Source organism: Phyllobacterium sp. LjRoot231 (assembly GCF_964253365.1).
Classification (GTDB): Bacteria; Pseudomonadota; Alphaproteobacteria; order Rhizobiales; family Rhizobiaceae; genus Phyllobacterium.
This window is the reverse complement of record NZ_CAXUQT020000005.1, coordinates 41,434-60,610: the sequence shown is the minus strand read 5'-3', so window position 1 is coordinate 60,610 and position 19,177 is coordinate 41,434. Positions and strand designations below refer to the sequence as shown.

At 58.7% G+C, this 19,177-nt stretch carries 17 protein-coding genes; 13 read left to right on the top strand and 4 right to left on the bottom strand.

Features of this window, described 5'->3' with window-relative positions; all coding sequences use genetic code 11:
- Nucleotides 1-5 precede the first annotated feature (5 nt).
- Nucleotides 6-1,031 (top strand): Ldh family oxidoreductase, encoded by a 1,026-nt coding sequence (locus ACSQ3H_RS31140; RefSeq protein WP_436120897.1) that lies wholly within the window; start codon nt 6-8, stop codon nt 1,029-1,031.
- Nucleotides 1,032-1,038: 7 nt separating this feature from the next.
- Here the strand turns inward: ACSQ3H_RS31140 and ACSQ3H_RS31135 are convergent, their stop codons facing one another.
- On the bottom strand, nt 1,039-1,647 hold the full coding sequence (locus tag ACSQ3H_RS31135) for a response regulator (RefSeq protein ID WP_436120896.1): 609 nt from the start codon (nt 1,645-1,647) through the stop codon (nt 1,039-1,041).
- Between the two features lie 104 nt (nt 1,648-1,751).
- Between ACSQ3H_RS31135 and ACSQ3H_RS31130 the strand changes: the two genes are divergently transcribed.
- From ACSQ3H_RS31130 to ACSQ3H_RS31080, 11 genes are all read left to right on the top strand, one after another.
- On the top strand, nt 1,752-2,768 hold the full coding sequence (locus ACSQ3H_RS31130; RefSeq protein ID WP_436121107.1) for a LacI family DNA-binding transcriptional regulator: 1,017 nt from the start codon (nt 1,752-1,754) through the stop codon (nt 2,766-2,768).
- 30 nt (nt 2,769-2,798) lie between these two features.
- On the top strand, nt 2,799-3,854 hold the full coding sequence (locus ACSQ3H_RS31125; RefSeq protein ID WP_436120895.1) for a sugar phosphate isomerase/epimerase family protein: 1,056 nt from the start codon (nt 2,799-2,801) through the stop codon (nt 3,852-3,854).
- Nucleotides 3,855-3,866: 12 nt separating this feature from the next.
- Nucleotides 3,867-5,039, top strand: coding sequence for a Gfo/Idh/MocA family protein (locus ACSQ3H_RS31120; RefSeq protein ID WP_436120894.1), 1,173 nt, complete (start codon nt 3,867-3,869; stop codon nt 5,037-5,039).
- Complete coding sequence (locus ACSQ3H_RS31115) at nt 5,039-6,589, top strand: sugar ABC transporter ATP-binding protein (protein ID WP_436120893.1); 1,551 nt, start codon at nt 5,039-5,041, stop codon at nt 6,587-6,589. The genes ACSQ3H_RS31120 and ACSQ3H_RS31115 overlap by 1 nt, the downstream gene beginning before the upstream one ends.
- Nucleotides 6,586-7,599, top strand: coding sequence for an ABC transporter permease (locus ACSQ3H_RS31110; RefSeq protein WP_436120892.1), 1,014 nt, complete (start codon nt 6,586-6,588; stop codon nt 7,597-7,599). Before ACSQ3H_RS31115 ends, ACSQ3H_RS31110 begins: the two co-directional genes overlap by 4 nt.
- A gap of 111 nt (nt 7,600-7,710) precedes the next feature.
- Nucleotides 7,711-8,658, top strand: a complete 948-nt coding sequence (locus ACSQ3H_RS31105; protein ID WP_436120891.1) for a substrate-binding domain-containing protein — start codon at nt 7,711-7,713, stop codon at nt 8,656-8,658.
- A 406-nt stretch (nt 8,659-9,064) separates the two neighbouring features.
- On the top strand, nt 9,065-9,220 hold the full coding sequence (gene hemP / locus ACSQ3H_RS31100) for a hemin uptake protein HemP (protein WP_436121106.1): 156 nt from the start codon (nt 9,065-9,067) through the stop codon (nt 9,218-9,220).
- Between the two features lie 21 nt (nt 9,221-9,241).
- Nucleotides 9,242-10,300 carry a hemin-degrading factor gene (locus tag ACSQ3H_RS31095; protein WP_436120890.1) on the top strand — a complete coding sequence of 353 codons (1,059 nt, stop codon included), beginning with the start codon at nt 9,242-9,244 and terminating at the stop codon, nt 10,298-10,300.
- 10 nt (nt 10,301-10,310) lie between these two features.
- Nucleotides 10,311-11,189: a heme/hemin ABC transporter substrate-binding protein gene (locus tag ACSQ3H_RS31090; protein WP_436120889.1), complete on the top strand. Its 879-nt coding sequence runs from the start codon at nt 10,311-10,313 to the stop codon at nt 11,187-11,189.
- Entirely contained in the window at nt 11,186-12,307 is a 1,122-nt protein-coding gene (locus ACSQ3H_RS31085) for a FecCD family ABC transporter permease (RefSeq protein ID WP_436120888.1), read from the top strand. Before ACSQ3H_RS31090 ends, ACSQ3H_RS31085 begins: the two co-directional genes overlap by 4 nt.
- Before the next feature lie 2 nt (nt 12,308-12,309).
- Nucleotides 12,310-13,101 carry a heme ABC transporter ATP-binding protein gene (locus ACSQ3H_RS31080; RefSeq protein WP_436120887.1) on the top strand — a complete coding sequence of 264 codons (792 nt, stop codon included), beginning with the start codon at nt 12,310-12,312 and terminating at the stop codon, nt 13,099-13,101.
- A gap of 20 nt (nt 13,102-13,121) precedes the next feature.
- Here the strand turns inward: ACSQ3H_RS31080 and ACSQ3H_RS31075 are convergent, their stop codons facing one another.
- Nucleotides 13,122-13,583, bottom strand: a complete 462-nt coding sequence (locus ACSQ3H_RS31075) for an RES family NAD+ phosphorylase (RefSeq protein WP_436120886.1) — start codon at nt 13,581-13,583, stop codon at nt 13,122-13,124.
- A gap of 271 nt (nt 13,584-13,854) precedes the next feature.
- On the bottom strand, nt 13,855-14,292 hold the full coding sequence (parS, locus tag ACSQ3H_RS31070; RefSeq protein WP_436120885.1) for a type II RES/Xre toxin-antitoxin system antitoxin: 438 nt from the start codon (nt 14,290-14,292) through the stop codon (nt 13,855-13,857).
- 190 nt (nt 14,293-14,482) lie between these two features.
- Here parS and metH point away from each other — a divergent pair, with 190 nt between their 5' ends.
- Nucleotides 14,483-18,259 carry a methionine synthase gene (gene metH / locus ACSQ3H_RS31065; RefSeq protein WP_436120884.1) on the top strand — a complete coding sequence of 1,259 codons (3,777 nt, stop codon included), beginning with the start codon at nt 14,483-14,485 and terminating at the stop codon, nt 18,257-18,259.
- On the opposite strand, the gene ACSQ3H_RS31060 is transcribed toward metH, so the two are convergent.
- Nucleotides 18,244-19,071 (bottom strand): AraC family transcriptional regulator, encoded by an 828-nt coding sequence (locus ACSQ3H_RS31060; RefSeq protein WP_436120883.1) that lies wholly within the window; start codon nt 19,069-19,071, stop codon nt 18,244-18,246. The two genes, metH and ACSQ3H_RS31060, sit on opposite strands and share 16 nt — an antisense overlap.
- Between the last annotated feature and the right edge of the window lie 106 nt (nt 19,072-19,177).

Genomic DNA, 19,177 nt, shown 5'->3' with positions numbered 1-19,177 from the left:
AGCAGATGGCGGAAATTCTGGCTAAGGCGGATGAGCTTGCGGACCGTATTCGGGCCGCGCTTGCCGCGGAAGGTGTCGAAGAAGAGGGAGCTGTAGCGACGACAAACGCGCTGATGCATGCATCCCGCCTCGGCATCGACAGCCACGGTGCGCGGTTGATAACGCATTATTGCCGGGTGCTTCGCGGCGGACGCGTAAATCCGCATGCTGCCGTCTCCTGCCACCGTACCGGACCCGGAACCGCCATGGTCGACGGCGATAATGGCCTTGGCCATTTGACCTCATATCGCGCCGCAGCCGTCGCCATCGAGATCGCGCGAGAAAGCGGCACTGGTGCCGTTGGCGCCATTCGTTCTTCGCATTTTGGCGCTGCAGGAGCCTATGCTCTCGCTATTGCCGAAGCTGGCATGATTGGCTTCGCTACCACCAATACCGATTCAGTCGTGACGCTTTTTGACGGCGCCAAACCTTTTCACGGAACCAACCCGCTGGCCTTCGCTGCACCCGTCGCTGGAGGAAAACCGTGGCTATTGGATATGGCAACATCGTCTATCCCGCTCAACCGCGTTCTGCTCTACCGTTCGCTCGGCAAGGAACTGCCTGAAGGCGTTGCGGCGGACTTGGCAGGTGCACCTACCCGCGACGCGAATATCGCACAGATGCTCCTGCCACTTGGTGGAGAGGGTTATGGTTTCAAGGGCGCTGCACTGGCCGGGGTGGCCACACTGCTGTCTGCCATATTGACGGGCACGACGCTCGACCCTGATTTTATCCCGATGGTCCACAGCGACGACATATCAACGCCGCGCAATATGGGCCATTTCTTTCTGGCTATCGATCCTGCCCGCTTTGCCGGGGTAAATATTTTCGCCGCGGGCATGCGCGCCTATCTCGATTCGCTACGGGCTGTTCCCGCCGTGGAGGGTGGCCACGTCATGGCACCGGGCGATCGCGAATGGACAGTGGAGCAACAGCGTCTGCGTGACGGCATACCGATTGATAGCGATACAGCTGCGTTTCTTGGCTTCTAGTGGTTGATTAGCTCACATCCCGGGCAGCGCTTAGTGCCGTGATGATCGCGCCGGTGCCGTAGGGTTTTCGCAACAGGATCGGATTGATGCCCTCGGGCATCTCCGGCGCAGTGTCGTTGCCCGTCGCAAAAATAATATCCAGGGAAGGCTGCATATGATGCGCCTCGATTGCCAGATCAGCACCGGACATGCCCGGCAAGGTGAGGTCGGTGAACAGAACGTCGATCGTCTGATCTTTTAACGCCTTCAGCGCTTCCGCGGCATTTGATGCTTCAAGGACATCGTAGCCGAGTTCTTTCAACAACTCGGCGGTGTTCATACGGATCAGAACATCGTCTTCGACCAGCAACACCGTGAAGGCAGGCGACGAGGGCACTATCCCGGATTCCAAAAGCGCGATCGCGAACGATTGTCGGTTGAACGCAATTCCGTTGCTGTAATCATATCTGCACCCCTGGATACAGTGGATAGATAATCTCAATTTTTCAAAACTGAAAAGCCGGTAATCGCGGATGCAGTTATTTGAATGCTCGTGTTTCATTTCCTGGCTTCGTTCTGCCACAAACGCAACGTTCGCCCCGCCAGCAGCATCACTAGTCGCTTCGCCCGCCCGCACGTGAGACGTAATTCAAAATTTCCCATCAGAACCACTCAAAAAGAGTTGCACACCTCATTTGGCTGATCTAAGACTTTAGGCGGAGGAGAATTCTCGTGGGGAAGATGACGCTCGAAGACGTCGCCCGAGAAGCCGGCGTCAGTCTCGCAACGGTTGATCGTGTCGTGAACGGGAGGATTGGTGTGCATGCGCGCACCATCGAACGCGTCAACGCCGCCATCAAACAGCTTGGCTTCCTGCCAGATCCGCATGCATCCCGTCTCGCCCGCGGACGCGACTATGATTTCCGCATCATCCTGCCGACCGGCGAAAATGAGTTCATGCAGAGTCTTGCCGCCGAATTCCGCGCCACGCGCGAGCGGCAATTGCAAGAGCGCGTGCGCCTGTCGATCCAGCATGTCGATACCTTTGACGGCGAAGCACTGGCGGCGGCCCTGGAAAGGCTCCCGTCCGGCATCGATGGCGTCGCTGTGGTTGCGCTCGATCATCCGGCTGTCACCGAAGCGATCAACGCGCTCGCCGATGCAGGCGTGGTCGTGCTCACTCTCGTATCGGACGTCCCGAATTCGCGCCGTGCGCATTATGTCGGCATCGACAATTTCGCCGCCGGGCGTACCGCAGCCTCGCTGATTGGCCGCTTCGTTGGTCCGCGCAAGGGCAAGGTCGGCATGATCGCCGGCTCGCTCGCATTGCGTGACCACATCGAGCGCCAGTTCGGCTTCGAGCAGATCATTTCGCGCGAATATCCCAACCTTGAAGTCCTGCCTGTGCGCGAAGCACGCGACGAGAATGCACGGGTTGAGGCGGTCAGCCGCTCCCTCCTGCGGGATCACCCGGACCTCGTCGCCATCTACAATGCCGGCGGCGGGCAGGCCGGTGTGATCGCCGCGCTCGAAGCCACGAACCGCGTGTCCGACGTGATTTTCGTCGCGCATGAACTGACGCCGTCGACCCGGCGTCATCTGGTGCGCGGCACCGTCGACGCCCTCATCAACCAGGATGCCGGTCACATGGCGCGCAGCACGGCGCGCATCCTGACTGCCTTGCGCGAGGGACGTCCGATCGTTCCCGGGCAGGAGCATATCCGCATCGATATCTTCCTTAGGGACAACATGCCCTGACGAGACAGCACATGGAATTGGAGGTTAGACATGAAAACGATCAAGGGTCCGGCCATTTTTCTCGCGCAGTTTGCGGGCGATACAGCGCCATTCAACTCGCTCGACGCAATGTGCGGATGGGCGGCAGGGCTTGGCTATAAGGGCATCCAGATTCCAGCTTGGGATGGACGCCTCATTGATCTGAAGAAGGCTTCCGATTCGAAGGATTACTGCGATGAGATCGCCGGTGTCGCCGCATCGCATGGCTTGACCATCACAGAACTCGCAACCCACCTTCAGGGACAGCTCGTTGCGGTTCATCCGGTCTATGACGAGTTGATGGACGGGTTCGCCGTGCCGGAAGTGCATGGCAATCCGAAAGCCCGGCAAGAGTGGGCAGTGGATCAGCTCAAGCGTGCCGCGCGCGCTTCAAAACACCTCGGCCTGAAAGCCATACCGACATTCTCCGGGGCGCTTGCCTGGCCGTTCCTTTATCCTTTCCCGCAGCGTCCGGCAGGTCTGGTCGAAGCGGCTTTCGATGAGCTCGCAAAACGCTGGACGCCAATCCTGAACTATTTCGATGAGCAGGGCGTCGATGCCGCCTATGAAATTCATCCGGGCGAAGACCTGCATGACGGCATTACCTACGAGATGTTCCTGGAGCGTGTGAAGAACCACCCCCGTGCCAATCTTCTCTATGACCCCTCTCACTTCGTACTGCAGCAGCTCGACTATCTCGATTACATCGACATCTACCACGGGCGGATCAAAGCCTTCCACGTCAAGGATGCGGAGTTCAACCCGACTGGACGGCAGGGCGTTTACGGCGGATTCCAGTCCTGGGTCAATCGCGCTGGCCGTTTCCGCTCGCTCGGCGACGGACAGGTGGATTTCGGTGCGGTGTTCTCCAAATTGACCGCCTATGATTTCGATGGCTGGGCAGTGCTTGAATGGGAGTGCGCTTTGAAACATCCGGAAGACGGCGCGCGCGAAGGTGCCCAGTTCATTGACGCCCACATGATCCGTGTCACCGAGCGGGCTTTTGACGACTTTGCCGGCTCCGGCACCGATGACGCGGCCAATCGCCGTATTCTTGGCCTGAAGTAAGAGGATCGAACAATGGCTATTGGAGCATCCAAAGAGAAACCTGCAAGCCGCCGCATCCGTATAGGCATGGTTGGTGGCGGGCAGGGCGCGTTCATCGGCGCGGTCCACCGCATCGCCCTTCGTGTGGACGATCAATACGAGTTCGTTGCCGGCGCGCTTTCTTCCGATCCGGCGCGCGCCAAGGCCTCAGCCAAGGAAATCGGCATTGCCGATGATCGCGCCTATACCTCGTTCGAAGAGATGGCCAAGGCCGAGGCAAAACGCCCGGATGGTATCGAAGCGGTTTCCATCGTGACGCCCAACCATATGCATGCTCCGGCAGCAAAGGCATTCCTGAAAGCTGGCATTCACGTCATCTGCGACAAGCCGCTGACCACTACCGTCAAGGAGGCCAAGGAACTGGTGTCTCTGGTCAACAAGACAGGCAAGCTCTTCGTCGTCACCCATAATTACACCGGTTATCCCATGATGCGGCAGGCACGCGCCATGGTGGCAAGGGGATTGCTCGGCGATATCCGCGTCGTGCAGGCGGAATACCCGCAGGACTGGATGACCGAGAAGACCGAAGCCACAGGTAACAAGCAGGCTGAATGGCGCATCGACCCGAAGCGCTCGGGCGCAGGCGGCGCCATCGGCGATATCGGCACGCACGCCTATAATCTTGCCTGCTTCGTTTCAGGCCTCAAGCTCAAGCAACTCTGCGCTGAACTCACCAGTTTTGGAGAGGGAAGAGTGCTCGATGATGATGTGCAGATCCTTCTGCGTTTTGAAGGCGGCGCCAAGGGCATGATCTGGGCAAGCCAGGTGGCCCCGGGCAATGAGAACGGCCTGAAGCTGCGCATCTATGGCACCAAGGGCGGGCTGGAATGGACGCAGGCCGACCCCAACTATCTCTGGTACACGCCTTTCGGCAAACCGAAACAATTGCTGACCCGCGGCGGCGCAGGCGCATCACCGGAAGCAGCGCGCCTGACCCGCGTACCTGCGGGCCATCCTGAAGGCTACCTTGAGGGCTTTGCCAATATCTACACCGAGGCGGCACAGGCGATTATCGCAGCGCGTACCGGCAAGAAGGCACCGAAAGATGCCATCTATCCAACCGTTGAGGATGGGCTTGCCGGAATGGAATTCATCGAGGCTGCCGTGAAGTCGTCCAAGGCGGGCGGGGTTTGGACGAAGGTGTGATGGGCGACAACCAAACCACAAAGGCTGCGACAGTGCCGGTGCTGGAAGCACGCGGCATAGCCAAGGCGTTTGGGCCGGTCGAGGTGCTGACCGACATCAGCCTGACAATCAGGCCCGGCGAAGTGCATGCGATTATCGGCGAAAACGGCGCGGGCAAGTCGACGCTGATGAAGCTCCTCAGCGGGCACCTGAAGCCGACCCGGGGCACCGTCGCGATAGACGGGGAGCCGGTCAGCTTTGCCGGCCCCGTCGACGCGGAACATCGCGGGCTGGTTCTGGTACATCAGGAAATCCTGCTCGCGCCGGACCTGACCGTCGCGCAAAATATCTTTATGGGCCGCGAACTGAAACGCGGGCTTATGGTCAACGACCCTGAGATGAATCGCCAGTCCGCCGCCGCAGTACAAAGTCTCGGCGCCGACATCGATCCGACGACACAAATTTCGCGGCTTTCCATCGCGCGGCGCCAGCTGGTCCAGATCGCCCGCGCCCTGCAGGTCCCGCATCGCGTAGTAATCTTCGATGAGCCTACCGCGTCGCTGACACCGTTCGAAACCGAAGCGCTGCTGAAAGTAATTCGCGACCTGCGGGACAAGGGCGTTGCCATTCTTTATATCTCACATCGTCTGCCGGAGGTGGGAGCCATCGCCGATCGCATCACGGTGTTGCGCGACGGCAAGCTCATCGCCACACGCGAGGCCTCGGAGCTGCAGCCCGTCGACATGGCGCGGCTGATGGTGGGGCGCGACATGTCGAAGCTTTATCCTGAACGGGAAGATACAGCGAGCCATCAGAACGTGCTCGAGGTCCAGAACTTCGATGTTCCGGGCTACGCCCGCGACGCCACGTTTACTTTGCGCAAGGGCGAAATTCTTGGTTTTGCCGGGCTGATCGGTGCGGGCCGCACCGAACTCCTTGAAGGGATCGTCGGGCTGCGTACGGGGCATGGCGAAGTCAGCCTCAATGGCAAGCCGGTCAAGTTCCATACGGTTCGCGACAGCATGGCGGCGGGCATCGTTTATCTGAGCGAGGATCGCAAGGGCAAAGGCCTTCTGCTCGCGCAGGATCTGCGCACGAACCTGACCCTGGCAACCCTGGAGAAGTTCACCAAGGGTCCGCTCATCGAGCGCAAGCGCGAGGACGCGAGTCTCGACAAGGCTATCACCGATTTCGACATTCGCGCCCGCCGCCGCGACCTTCTGGCCGGACAGCTTTCGGGCGGCAACCAGCAAAAGCTGCTGCTCGCCAAGATGATGCTGCTCGAGCCAAGCATCGTCATCATCGACGAGCCGACACGCGGCATCGATATCGGCACCAAGGAACAGATCTACAAATTCATCGCCGACCTCGCCAAGGCAGGCAAATCGGTCATCGTCATTTCCTCGGAAATGCAGGAACTCATCGGCATCTGCCACCGCATTCTCGTCATGCGCTCGTCGCGCATTGTCGGCGAGGTGACCGGTGACGAGATGACCGAGGATGAGATCGTCGTCTACGCCACCGGCGTCAAAATCAACGAAGCAGAGCTTTACAGTGCGGGGAACGCATGAGCGATACGAAAACACTGACCGACACACGCGGCTATGGCCGCAAGCTGGCGGATCTCGACAAGACGGCGGTTGCGCCGTTCCTCGCCCTTGCCGCGCTGTTTCTTCTCGGTGCGCTGGTCAACCCGAACTTCCTGTCGATCGACAATCTGCTCAACGTCCTGACCCGTTCATCCTTCATTGCCATCATCGCAGTTGGCGCAACCTTCGTCATCTCGGCCGGCGGGCTCGACCTGTCGGTCGGATCGATGGCAGCGCTCGTGGCCGGTATCATGATCCTGTTCCTGAATTCGGCAGCCATTGACGGTGACACCGCGATGCTGGCAGCCGGCGTCGTCGTCGCCATCGGCGTCGGTGCGCTGGCGGGGCTTTTGAACGGCGTTATTATTACCATCGGCAGGATCGAGCCCTTCATCGTCACACTCGGCACCATGGCGATCTTCCGCTCGGTCACCGTCTGGCTGGCCGATGGCGGCTCGATCGCGATGAAGTCGATTGCCATGCGCAACATGTTCCGCCCGGTCTATACCGGCGTTTTCCTTGGGCTGCCATTCCCGGTCTGGCTCATCATTGCCGTCGGCCTGCTCGGTGCGTTCATCCTCTACAAGACGTCGTTCGGACGGCATGTGATTGCCGTCGGTTCGAACGAGGATGTGGCGCGCTATTCCGGTATCCACGTCAACCGCGTGCGCGCCATGACCTATATCCTTCAGGGCATCTGCGTGGCGATTGCCGTTGTGGTCTATGTCCCACGTCTCGGCGCCGCAACGACCACCACCGGGATGCTGTGGGAACTGCAGGCGATCACCGCCGTGGTCATTGGCGGCACCGCGCTTCGCGGCGGTGTCGGCCGCATATGGGGCACGATCTGCGGTGCCTTCATGCTGGAGATCGTCGGCAACATCATGGTGCTCTCCAACATCGTCAGCGAGTATCTGATTGGTGCCGTGCAGGGCACGATCATCATCATCGCGATGCTGGTGCAGCGTACGCTGCAGAAGAAGAAGGCGTGACGCGGCACTGAGAAATGCAGGAGCGGGGAGGCTGCTCCTTCTGACCGGACGGGGGAACAGGGCCACCCACCGACCGCAATCAAGGCCCGAATGAAAATTGGGAGAAGACAAATGCGTAATCTTTTGATCGGTCTTGTCGGGGCGGCGGCGCTCGCTACGACAATGACTTTCGCCTACGCCCAGGACAAGAAGGTCAATATCGCCGTGTCCATTCCGGCGGCAGACCACGGCTGGACAGGCGGCGTCGTCTATCATGCCGAACGTGCTGCCAAGCTTCTCGAAGCCGCTCATCCGGGCTTGAAGATCACCATCAAGACTTCACCGGACGGCGCCTCGCAGGCCAATGCGCTCGAGGATCTGACGACACAGGGCATTGATGCTCTGGTAACGCTGCCACACAACTCCGACGAGTTGACCGATCCGATCCGCGCCGTCAAGGAAAAGGGTATCTTCGTCACCGTGGTTGACCGCGCCCTGTCCGATCCGACGATCCAGGATCTCTATGTAGCGGGCAACAATCCGGAACTCGGTCGCGTTGCCGGCGAGTATCTCAAAGACACACTGAAGACCGGTGACGTCGCGGTTATCCGGGGTCTGCCGATCGTCATCGATGAAGAGCGCCAGAAGGGCTTTGACGATGCGATCGCGGGCAGCGGCATCAAGGTTCTCGACAAGCAGTTCGGCAACTGGTCGCGCGATGATGCCTTCAAGATCATGCAGGACTATCTGACCAAGTTTCCCAAGATCGATGCCGTATGGTGCCAGGACGACGACATGGCTGTCGGTGTACTCGAAGCCATCAACCAGGCCAAGCGAACCGATATCAAGATGGTCATTGGCGGCGCCGGCATGAAGGATATGATCAAGCGCGTTGCCGATGGTGACAAGATGACACCGATCAACGTGCTCTATCCGCCTTCAATGGTCGCAACGGCAATGGAACTCACCGTCGCCAATTTCTACGATCAGGTTCCGGTGCGCGGCAAGTACATCCTCGATGCGACTTTGGTCACCAAGGACAATGCCAAGGAATTCTACTTCCCGGATTCGCCCTTCTGATCTGAGGTCAGTTATCCAGCTGAGAATCGAAAGGGCCCGCTTGGGCCCTTTTTTATTAGCCCGAAGTTTCAGGCTTCAATGCGTTCAACTCAGGTGTCGGGGTTGACGTCGGGGAGGATATTACCCCCGACGCCACCCCTGTTGCGGCAAGCAGGAATATGGCTGTAACAGCGGTCATGCTATGGCCAAGGCTTGCAGCAAATTTTGCGTCCGTGGGCCGCCTTTATTAATATGAGTTATTGACTCTTCTTTATCTTGAGTAATAAAGATGAATAAGATAGTCAAGTTTAAATCAGCGGGATGATGCGAACGGCATTGTTCCGGACAAAAGGAACAGAAAAGGCCCATTGCCATGTCCCGACGTCAAATCATCGATATGCAGGTGCGTCTAACCAACCTAGCTCCGATGCGCTCCGATTTTGCTAAGCCGGCACAACCCGATATCCGCGTTTTCGGCAGCGATATTCTGTTCGACGGCACCAATGAAGTTGGCATCGAACATGCCGGTTCGCTTTACCGGCTGAAAATTACCCGGCAGGGCAAACTGATCCTGAATAAATAATCAAACGAGTGGGCTTGAGGCATGACTGACACTGTAAAACCGACACCCGAGGCGATCCGGCAGGCGAGGGCGGACAACCCGAAAATGCGCGAGCGCGATCTTGCGCAGCAACTGCAGATTTCGGAAGCCGATCTGGTCGCCGCCTATTGCGGGATCAATGTCATTCGTATCAGTCCGCGCATCGAAACCTTTTTGACTGAAATCGAATCGCTTGGCGAAGTCATGGCGCTCACCCGTAACGAGAGCGCGGTACACGAGAAGATCGGCATCTATGACAAGCCAATCGTCGGCAAGCACGCCTCCATGCTGCTTGGCGAGCAGATCGATATGCGGCTTTTCCCGAATTCATGGGCACATGGTTTTGCCGTTGAAAAGCAGGAAGGCGACGACATTCGGCGCAGCCTGCAGTTCTTCGATGCGGCGGGCGAGGCCATCCACAAGATACACCTGCGTCCGGCATCCAATCTCGAAGCCTACCAAACTCTGGTAGCCAAGCTGCGTCTCGACGATCAGTCGCAGTCTCTGGAATTGCAGGCGCTTCCAAGGCTGGAGGAAAAAACGCTCGAGCTCGAAGAACTGGATGCCTCAGGCTTGCGTGATCGCTGGACCCAGATGAAGGATGTGCACGAATTTTTCGGCATCCTGCGCTCATTCAATATGACGCGTCATCAGGCGGTGCAGGTGATCGGACAGGATTACGCGTGGCAGCTCGATACAGGTGCGCTTGCCGCAATGATGCATGATGCAGCGCAGGAGCAGCTGCCTATCATGTGCTTCATCGGCAATCGCGGCTGCATCCAGATCCATTCGGGACCGATCGACAACGTCAAGCCGATGGGACCGTGGATCAATGTCCTCGACGAAACTTTCCATATGCACCTGCGTACCGACCACATCACCGAGCTTTGGGCCGTGCGCAAGCCTACAAAGGACGGCCATGTTACCTCGATCGAGGCTTATGGCAGCGAAGGCGACATGATCATCCAGTTCTTCGGCAAAAGGCACGAGGGCTCCGGCGAACGCAGCGACTGGCGCCAGTTGGTTGAAGCTCTGCCGCGCCTTATGCGCGTGGCAGCCTGAGGAATTGACGATGACCAAACTCCCGCTCGTCGCGGCAATATTCGGCATGCTGGTATTGACCGGCAATGCAATTGCCGAAGAAATCACCGGACGAATTCCCGATGCAAGCCGTGTGGTTTCCATCGGCGGATCCATCACCGAAATCATCTTTGATTTGGGTGAAGAGAGCCGGCTGGTCGGTCGCGATACGACAAGCATCTATCCCGAGGCGGCGAACAAGCTTCCCGATGTCGGCTATATGCGCGCGCTTTCGCCGGAAGGCGTCCTGTCGATCAATCCGACTGCGATCATCGCTGTCGAAGGTTCCGGTCCAAAGGAAGCCATCGACGTTTTGAAAAAGGCGAGCGTGCCTTTTGTGTTTATTCCGGAAAATTATACTGCCGCCAGTGTGTCCGAGAAAATCCGGATCGTTGGCAAGGCGCTCGGCGTTGATGCCAAGGCGGAAACGCTTTCCGCCGAAGTCGAGAAAAATCTGGCTGCGGCCCAGGCAGAAACCAAAGACATCAAGGTCCGCAAACGTGTGCTCTTTGTCCTCAGTGCCGCCGGCGGCAAGATCATGGCGGCAGGCACCAGAACGGCGGCCAACGGCATTATCGAGCTGGCCGGCGCCGACAACGTCGTCACTGAATATTCTGGTTACAAGACGATAACTGACGAAGCCATTCTCACTGCAAAGCCGGATGTCATTCTTGTCATGGATGGAGGCGGACCCCGGACCACCACCGATGCCGACCTTCTTGCCAACAGGGCGATTGCGGCGACGCCTGCCGGCCAATCGAAGACCATCGTGCGCATGGGCGGACAGTATCTGCTCGGCTTCGGTCCGCGGACGGCAAAGGCGGTGCATGATCTTGCCAAGGCATTCTATGGCACTGAAGTGGGCCAATGAGCGTGTCCGTTTTGATGAGACCTGCTGCTCGTCGATCGAGACAGGGCAGCGGCAGGACGCGTGCGGAAGGCGACCGCTCGTTCCTGGCGAAAGGCGTCATCATCGCGCTTGGTTTTACTTTGCTGGCGACGATCATGTTCAGCCTTGCGGCCGGCGCTTCCGATGCATCGGTCGTCTCGGTTATCGGCGCGTTGATGCCGGGTGCAGACAGCGCCAACAATGTCCTTTCCCTTCGCGATAGCATCATTATCTACGATATCCGCCTGCCACGCGTTGTCCTCGGCGCGTTGATCGGAGCGTCGCTCGCCGTCTCCGGTGCTGTGATGCAGGGCCTGTTTCGCAATCCGCTTGCGGATCCCGGTATTGTCGGTGTGTCGGCAGGCGCCGGGCTTGGTGCTGTCAGCGTCATCGTACTTGGCGGCACGGTCCTGGCACCGCTGGTCACGATCTTCGGTTTCTATGCCTTGTCCATCGCCGCCTTTTTCGGGGCACTGGTCTTCACGCTCGTTCTCTACGGCGTCGCAACGCGGCGCGGACAGACCTCCATCGCTACCATGCTTCTGGCTGGCATTGCGCTCGGCGCCATGGCCGGAGCGTATATAGGTCTTTTGACCTATCTCGCCGATGACAGGCAGTTGCGCGATCTAACTTTCTGGACACTGGGATCGCTCGCCGGCTCCAATTGGGCCAAGATCGCTGCGGCTGGTCCTTTCATTGTAGCGGCGTTGCTGGTTTCGCCCTTTCTCGCGCGCAGCCTCAACGGCCTCGCACTCGGCGAAGCTTCCGCAAGCCATCTCGGCATTCCGGTACAGCGCTTCAAGCGCATCGCCATCATTGTGGTCGCCGCGGCAACCGGCGCGTCCGTCGCCGTCAGCGGCGGCATTGGCTTCGTTGGCGTCGTCGTGCCGCATTTGCTGCGCCTGGTGATTGGACCGGATCACCGCTATCTGTTGCCAGCCGCGGCGCTCTTGGGTGCCAGCTTGCTACTGCTCGCCGATGCCGTCAGCCGCACCATCGTCGCGCCTTCGGAACTGCCGATTGGCATCGTCACCGCGGCGGTCGGTGCGCCTTTCTTCCTGTGGATATTGCTGCGCAGCCGCGGCATTCTGGATCTGTGACCATGATCAGCGTTTCCAACGTCAGCATTATTCTCGGCCGCAAGACCATCGTCGAAAATGCGAGTTTCAATGCGGAAGCGGGGCAGCTGACCGTCATTGTCGGCCCGAACGGTTCAGGAAAGACCACCCTCATGCGGGCGCTTTCGGGGGATGTGCCTTTTACCGGACGCATCACGATCAACGGCCATTCCCTCAGCCATTTGAAGGCCTGGCAGATGGCGGCAATGCGCGCGATCCTGCCGCAATCGACGTCGCTGTCCTTTCCATTCACCGTGCGCGAGATCGTCAAGCTCGGTCTGACCAGCGGCCGTTCCGGCGCCACGCGGCACGTTGCCGATAACCTTCCTGATGAGGCCCTCGCACTCGTCGACCTCGCTGGCTTCGGCGGGCGTTTCTATCAGGAACTCTCCGGCGGCGAACAACAGCGGGTACAGCTCGCACGCGTGCTTTGCCAAGTCTGGCAACCTGTTCTCGATGGCCAACCGCGCTTCCTTTTCCTCGACGAGCCGGTCTCCAGCCTCGATATCAAGCATCAGTTGATCATCATGCAGATTGCCCGCGCCTTTACGAGTCGCGGCGGCGGGGTGATTGCCATCCTGCACGATCTCAACCTGACCTCGATGTATGCGGATCGCGTCGTGGTCATGCACGGTGGTCGCGTCGATAGCGTGGGAACGCCGGCTGAGGTCCTGACTGACGAGCGTATTCTGCATGTCTACGAATGCGCGCTCAAAGTCGGAGGCCTGCCCGCGAAACAGGTGCCTTTTGTCCTGCCGCAATCGGCGGCAATGTGAACTGCGTGATAGCTGCCAGTCTATAGGAGTCGTGGGTCGAGCGTGAACGGCTCCAATGTGAGGACTTTGATCTCCGCCGCCGCTCTATGTGTGTGGTTGATCAGCACATTGATATCGGGTGAACCGGCAATCGGAACGATCGCGGATGGCACCATCAACAGCGGCGATGTTTTTGCGCGGTGCCAGTCATCGCCCATACCTTGGGTCAGTCCCTCCTGCCGCCGCCATTCTGATGGCAAAGATTGAACTGCAACGTTCTCAACGGGAATATTGTCCGGTACCTCATAGGTCACCATGACGAGTTCCGGCAAAAGTGTCGGATCTTCGACATGCACCAGCTTTTCCAGCACACAAAGAGCAGGAGAGGTCGCGCAATAAGTGACTGCATGGCCCACGGTGTTCCAGCGGCCATCGAACAACAGCCCGTAGCCGCCGTCGAAAGTCTCCGCATGCTGCCTGCCGGATAATCGCCAAAGCCGCATTAGAGCCTCTTGCGATAATATTGGCGACGTTCTGTTTCACGGATGGCGAGACAACCCACGCGGAAGGTGGCGAGGTCGATGCCCTTCCATCGTCCGACGCCGCCTGACAAAGTGGTTGGCCGCCAGCCGGAAACCCGAAGGGCCGGGTGAATTCGGGTCAATTCCTTCGGGCTTCGGCATCGCCCGATGGGAAGGCATCGGCCTCGCCAAACCCCTCGATCTAGAACCAAATTCCCTCCGGCAGAACGCGTCAATATTATCACAAGAGGCTCTAGGCGGCTGCACCCCAAGCGATCTTGCCAAGGATGGTTTCGATGACGCGGGCGCCAGCTTCCGTCTGCGCAATCACAAGCGGCGTTTCTCCCCCGAGTTCGGCCAGAGTTCGACGCAGCCAGCGGTTGGCCTTTTCCTTGTCACCAAACGTTTCTTCAGCCAGTGTCTGAATACGCATCAAACGGACTGCCCTGTCGGACTCGTCGACCGTCAGCGGTTGCTTCTTGTCAGCGCGATGCCGCCTTGTTCGCTGAGGAATGACGAATTGTTCGATTTCCTGATTGCTCAATCCGGCAAGGGTCAAGCCTTTCAAAGCACTCAAAGGCAGGCGATTACGAACAGCCATGGCCAGATCGGCTTGCGAACGAACTTCAGATCCAAGCACCAGCGCCCCGCCAAGCTTTCGGGCAACTTCCTCGACAATAACCTTTGACATCTGCGTGCTCCAAGCCTTTGCGGCAACTTGCTTGAATATAGACGGCATATTGCCGCTTTACAAGACCACCTTTGTCCCACCACGACTGCGACATATCATGCCGCCAACAGAATTGACTTGTTGACATAAAGATATCTTTATGTGACCTTAGCACCTCTTCCAGATCATGGATCATGAGGCGTGCCGAGTTATGAATATTGCGGTTGATAATCTGTTCGGTCCCATGGGTGCTCCTCGGGACGGCTCCGAAGTTTTCGCGGCTTTGACCAAGGCGGCGAAGGAACGGATACTGATTCTCGACGGCGCCATGGGCACGCAAATTCAAAGCCTTAGCTTGAACGAAGATGATTTCCGTGGGACCCGCTTTGCCGATTGCTCCTGTCACCTGCAGGGCAATAACGACCTTTTGATCCTGACGCAGCCGCAGGCGATCGAAGATATCCACTACGCCTACGCCATGGCCGGTGCTGATATCCTCGAGACCAACACGTTTTCCTCCACGACGATTGCCCAGGCTGACTACAGCATGGAAGAGGTAGTGTATGAGCTGAACCGCGACGGGGCGCGGCTTGCCCGCCGTGCAGCATTGAAAGCCGAGCAGAAGGATGGCCGCCGCCGTTTCGTCGCCGGTGCGCTCGGCCCGACAAATCGCACGGCATCGATTTCGCCGGACGTCAACAATCCCGGCTATCGCGCTGTCACCTTCGACAATCTGCGCACCGCCTATGCGGATCAGGTACGCGGCCTCATCGATGGCGGTGCAGATATCATCCTCATCGAAACCATCTTCGATACGCTGAATGCCAAGGCAGCGATCTTTGCGACGAACGAAGTGTTCGAGGAAAAGGGCATCACCCTTCCGGTAATGATCTCCGGCACGATCACCGACCTGTCCGGCCGTACGCTTTCCGGCCAGACTCCGACTGCCTTCTGGTACTCGGTTCGCCACGCCAAACCTTTCACCATCGGCCTCAACTGTGCACTCGGCGCCAACGCCATGCGCGACCATCTGGCGGAGATCGCAAGCGTCGCCGATACTTTCGTCTGTGCTTATCCCAATGCCGGCCTGCCCAATGAATTCGGTCAATATGACGAAAGCCCGGAAGCGATGGCGACCCAGCTGGAGGGTTTTGCGAAAGAAGGCCTGCTCAACATCGTCGGCGGCTGCTGCGGCTCGACACCCGAGCATATCAAGGCGATCGCCGAGGCTGTCGGCAAATACAAGCCCCGCGAAGTCCCCGAGACCGAAATACACATGCGCCTGTCGGGCCTCGAACCCTTCACGCTGACCAAGGATATTGCCTTCGTCAATGTCGGCGAACGCACCAACATCACCGGCTCGGCCAAGTTCCGCAAACTTATCACTTCCGGCGACTTTGCCACAGCGCTCGATGTGGCGCGCGATCAGGTGGCCAATGGCGCGCAGATAATCGACATCAATATGGATGAAGGCCTGATCGACAGCGAAAAGGCCATGGTCGAATTCCTCAACCTCATCGCCGCCGAGCCCGATATCGCCCGGGTACCGGTGATGATCGACAGTTCCAAATGGGCCGTGATCGAAGCCGGGTTGAAATGCGTCCAGGGCAAGCCGCTGGTCAATTCCATCTCGATGAAGGAAGGCGAACAGGCCTTCCTCGATCACGCCAAGAAGGTTCGCGCCTATGGTGCGGCGGTTGTCGTTATGGCGTTCGATACGGATGGCCAAGCCGATACATTGGAGCGCAAGGTCGTGATCTGCACCCGCGCCTATGAACTCCTGACCAAGGAGGCAGGCTTCCCGCCGGAAGACATCATTTTCGATCCCAACGTCTTTGCCGTTGCAACCGGCATCGAAGAGCACAATGGCTATGGCGTTGCTTTTATAGAAGCGACGAAACAGATCATCGAAACCCTGCCGCACGTGCATATTTCCGGCGGCATCTCCAATCTGTCTTTCTCGTTCCGGGGCAATGAGCCGGTGCGCGAGGCCATGCATGCCGTATTCCTCTACCACGCCATTCAGGTTGGCATGGATATGGGCATCGTCAATGCGGGTCAGCTGGCGGTCTATGAATCGATCGATCCGGAACTGCGCGAAGCCTGCGAGGATGTGGTTCTTAACCGCCGCGATGACGCAACCGAGCGGCTGCTCGATCTTGCCGAACGCTACAAGGGTTCTGCTGGCAAGGAAGCGCGCGAACGCGATCTTGCGTGGCGCGAATGGAGCGTCGCCAAACGCATAGAGCACGCGCTGGTCAACGGCATCACCGAATTCATCGATGTCGATACGGAAGAGGCCCGCAAAGCGGCTGAGCGGCCGCTGCATGTGATCGAAGGCCCGTTGATGGCCGGCATGAATGTAGTCGGCGATCTTTTCGGTGCCGGCAAGATGTTCCTGCCGCAGGTGGTGAAATCCGCCCGCGTGATGAAACAGGCCGTGGCTCTGCTCCTGCCCTATATGGAGGCGGAGAAGCTTGCCAATGGCGGCACAGGCGAGCGCGAAAGCGCTGGCAAGGTGCTGATGGCGACGGTAAAGGGCGATGTGCACGATATCGGCAAGAACATCGTCGGGGTAGTGCTTGCCTGCAACAATTACGAGATCATCGATCTCGGCGTCATGGTGCCCGCAACCAAGATTCTGCAGACTGCCCGCGACGAGAAGGTCGACATTATCGGCCTCTCCGGCCTGATTACGCCTTCCCTCGACGAGATGGTGCATGTCGCCTCGGAGATGGAGCGCGAGGGTTTTGATATTCCGCTGCTGATCGGTGGCGCAACGACCAGTCGCGTGCACACGGCAGTCAAGATCAACCCGCGCTACAATAAGGGCCAGACGATCTACGTCACGGACGCAAGCCGCGCCGTGGGCGTCGTCTCCAACCTTCTGTCGAAGGAGACCAAGCCGGGTTACGTCGAGGCTATAGAGGCCGAATATGTCAAGGTCGCAGACGCCCACGCGCGCAACGAAGCCGACAAACAGCGCCTGCCATTGGCCAAGGCGCGTGCCAATGCGCACAAGATAGACTGGACCTCGTACGAACCGACCAAGCCGCAGTTCATCGGCACGCGCGTATTCGAGAACTACGATCTTGCAGAAATCGCCCGCTATATCGACTGGACGCCGTTCTTCCAGACTTGGGAGCTGAAAGGCCGGTATCCAGCCATCCTCGAAGACGAGAAGCAGGGCGAAGCTGCCCGGCAATTGTTCGATGATGCGCAGGCGATGTTGCAAAAGATCATCGCGGAGAAGTGGTTCAATCCAAAAGCCGTCATTGGTCTTTGGCCGGCAGGCGCAGTCGGCGACGACATTCGCGTCTTCGCTGATGAAGGTCGTAACAAGGAACTCGCGACCTTCTATACCCTGCGCCAGCAGTTGTCGAAACGCGACGGAAGACCGAATGTGGCACTCGGTGATTTTGTTGCGCCCGTCGATAGCGGCGTGCGGGATTATATGGGTGCTTTCGTCGTCACTGCCGGCATCGAGGAAATCGCCATTGCTGAGCGTTTCGAGCGCGCCAATGATGACTATTCTTCGATCCTGGTTAAGGCGCTGGCCGACCGTTTTGCCGAAGCCTTCGCCGAGTTGATGCATGAGCGGGTGCGCAAGGAATTCTGGGGTTATGCGCCAGATGAAAATCTCGCGGCGGAGGATTTGATCGGCGAACCCTACCGTGGTATCCGCCCGGCGCCGGGCTATCCGGCTCAGCCAGACCACACCGAAAAAGAGACGCTCTTCCGCGTCCTCGACGCGGAGACGAAGATCAACGTGCGCCTGACCGAAAGCTTCGCCATGTGGCCGGGCTCATCGGTCTCGGGCATCTATCTTGCCCATCCGGAGAGCTATTATTTCGGCGTCGCCAAGGTCGAACGCGATCAGGTGGAAGACTATTCGGAACGCAAGCAAATGCCAGTCGAACAGGTCGAACGCTGGCTTGGACCGATCCTGAACTACGTCCCTGCGCCGAGGGTTCAGGCGGCCGAATGAAGGTAGTGCCGTGGCGGCGCTCCGAGCATGCGCTTGAACATGGTGGTGAAGGCTGGCACGCTGTTATAGCCGAGATCCAGTGCGACACTGGTCACCGGCTCACCCTCGGTCAGGCGGGGCAGGGCCGAAAGCAGGCATGCCTGCTGACGCCACGTGGAAAGGCTCAAGCCGGTTTCCCGCCGGAATACCCGTGTGAATGTACGCCGGCTCATGCCGAGTCTATCGGCCCAATCATCGATATTGGTGTGGGGCGAGGGGTCTTTCAGGAACCCCCGGCAAAGTGCGGCCAGCCGCCGGTCTTCCGGGAAAGGCAGGCCTAGCGGCCGTTCCGGCAGGTTCGGGATTTCGTGTAGTAGCAACCCCATGACAAAGGTTGTGCGCGGGTCGGCCTGCACGTCGGCAGGAGCCGCCACCGCCTCGCGGATGAGATTATCCATGAGTGGCGTCAACCCCACCACGTGGAGATGGCTCTTCAATCCTTCAACCGCATCAGGCCGGACATAGATCGAATGCATGGCAACATCGCCGAGCATGTCGACAGCGTGCTCGATTCCGGCAGGTAGCCACAGCGCATGATGGGGCGGCACCATCCAGCGTCCGAATTTCGTCGTGACCATGGCCACGCCGGTGATGGCGTGGAGCAATTGCGATTGGCTATGGTGGTGATCCGGAATATGAAAACCCGACGGATAGATTGTGGCGAGCGCGAAGACATCACCTTCAGCATGATCGAGCCAGTCCAGCCGCAGCTTGTGCAGCTGTTCCAGTTCTATACCTGCAGCGTTGCGAGCAGCAAATGTTCGATAGCGCATGATTTGGCCCACTCACGAAAGAATTGGACCAAACCACGAAAGCAGGTTTGAGGCAACAGGTATATCAGTGGCGCAAGAAGGGTGGCCCACTATGCGGTAGCACCCT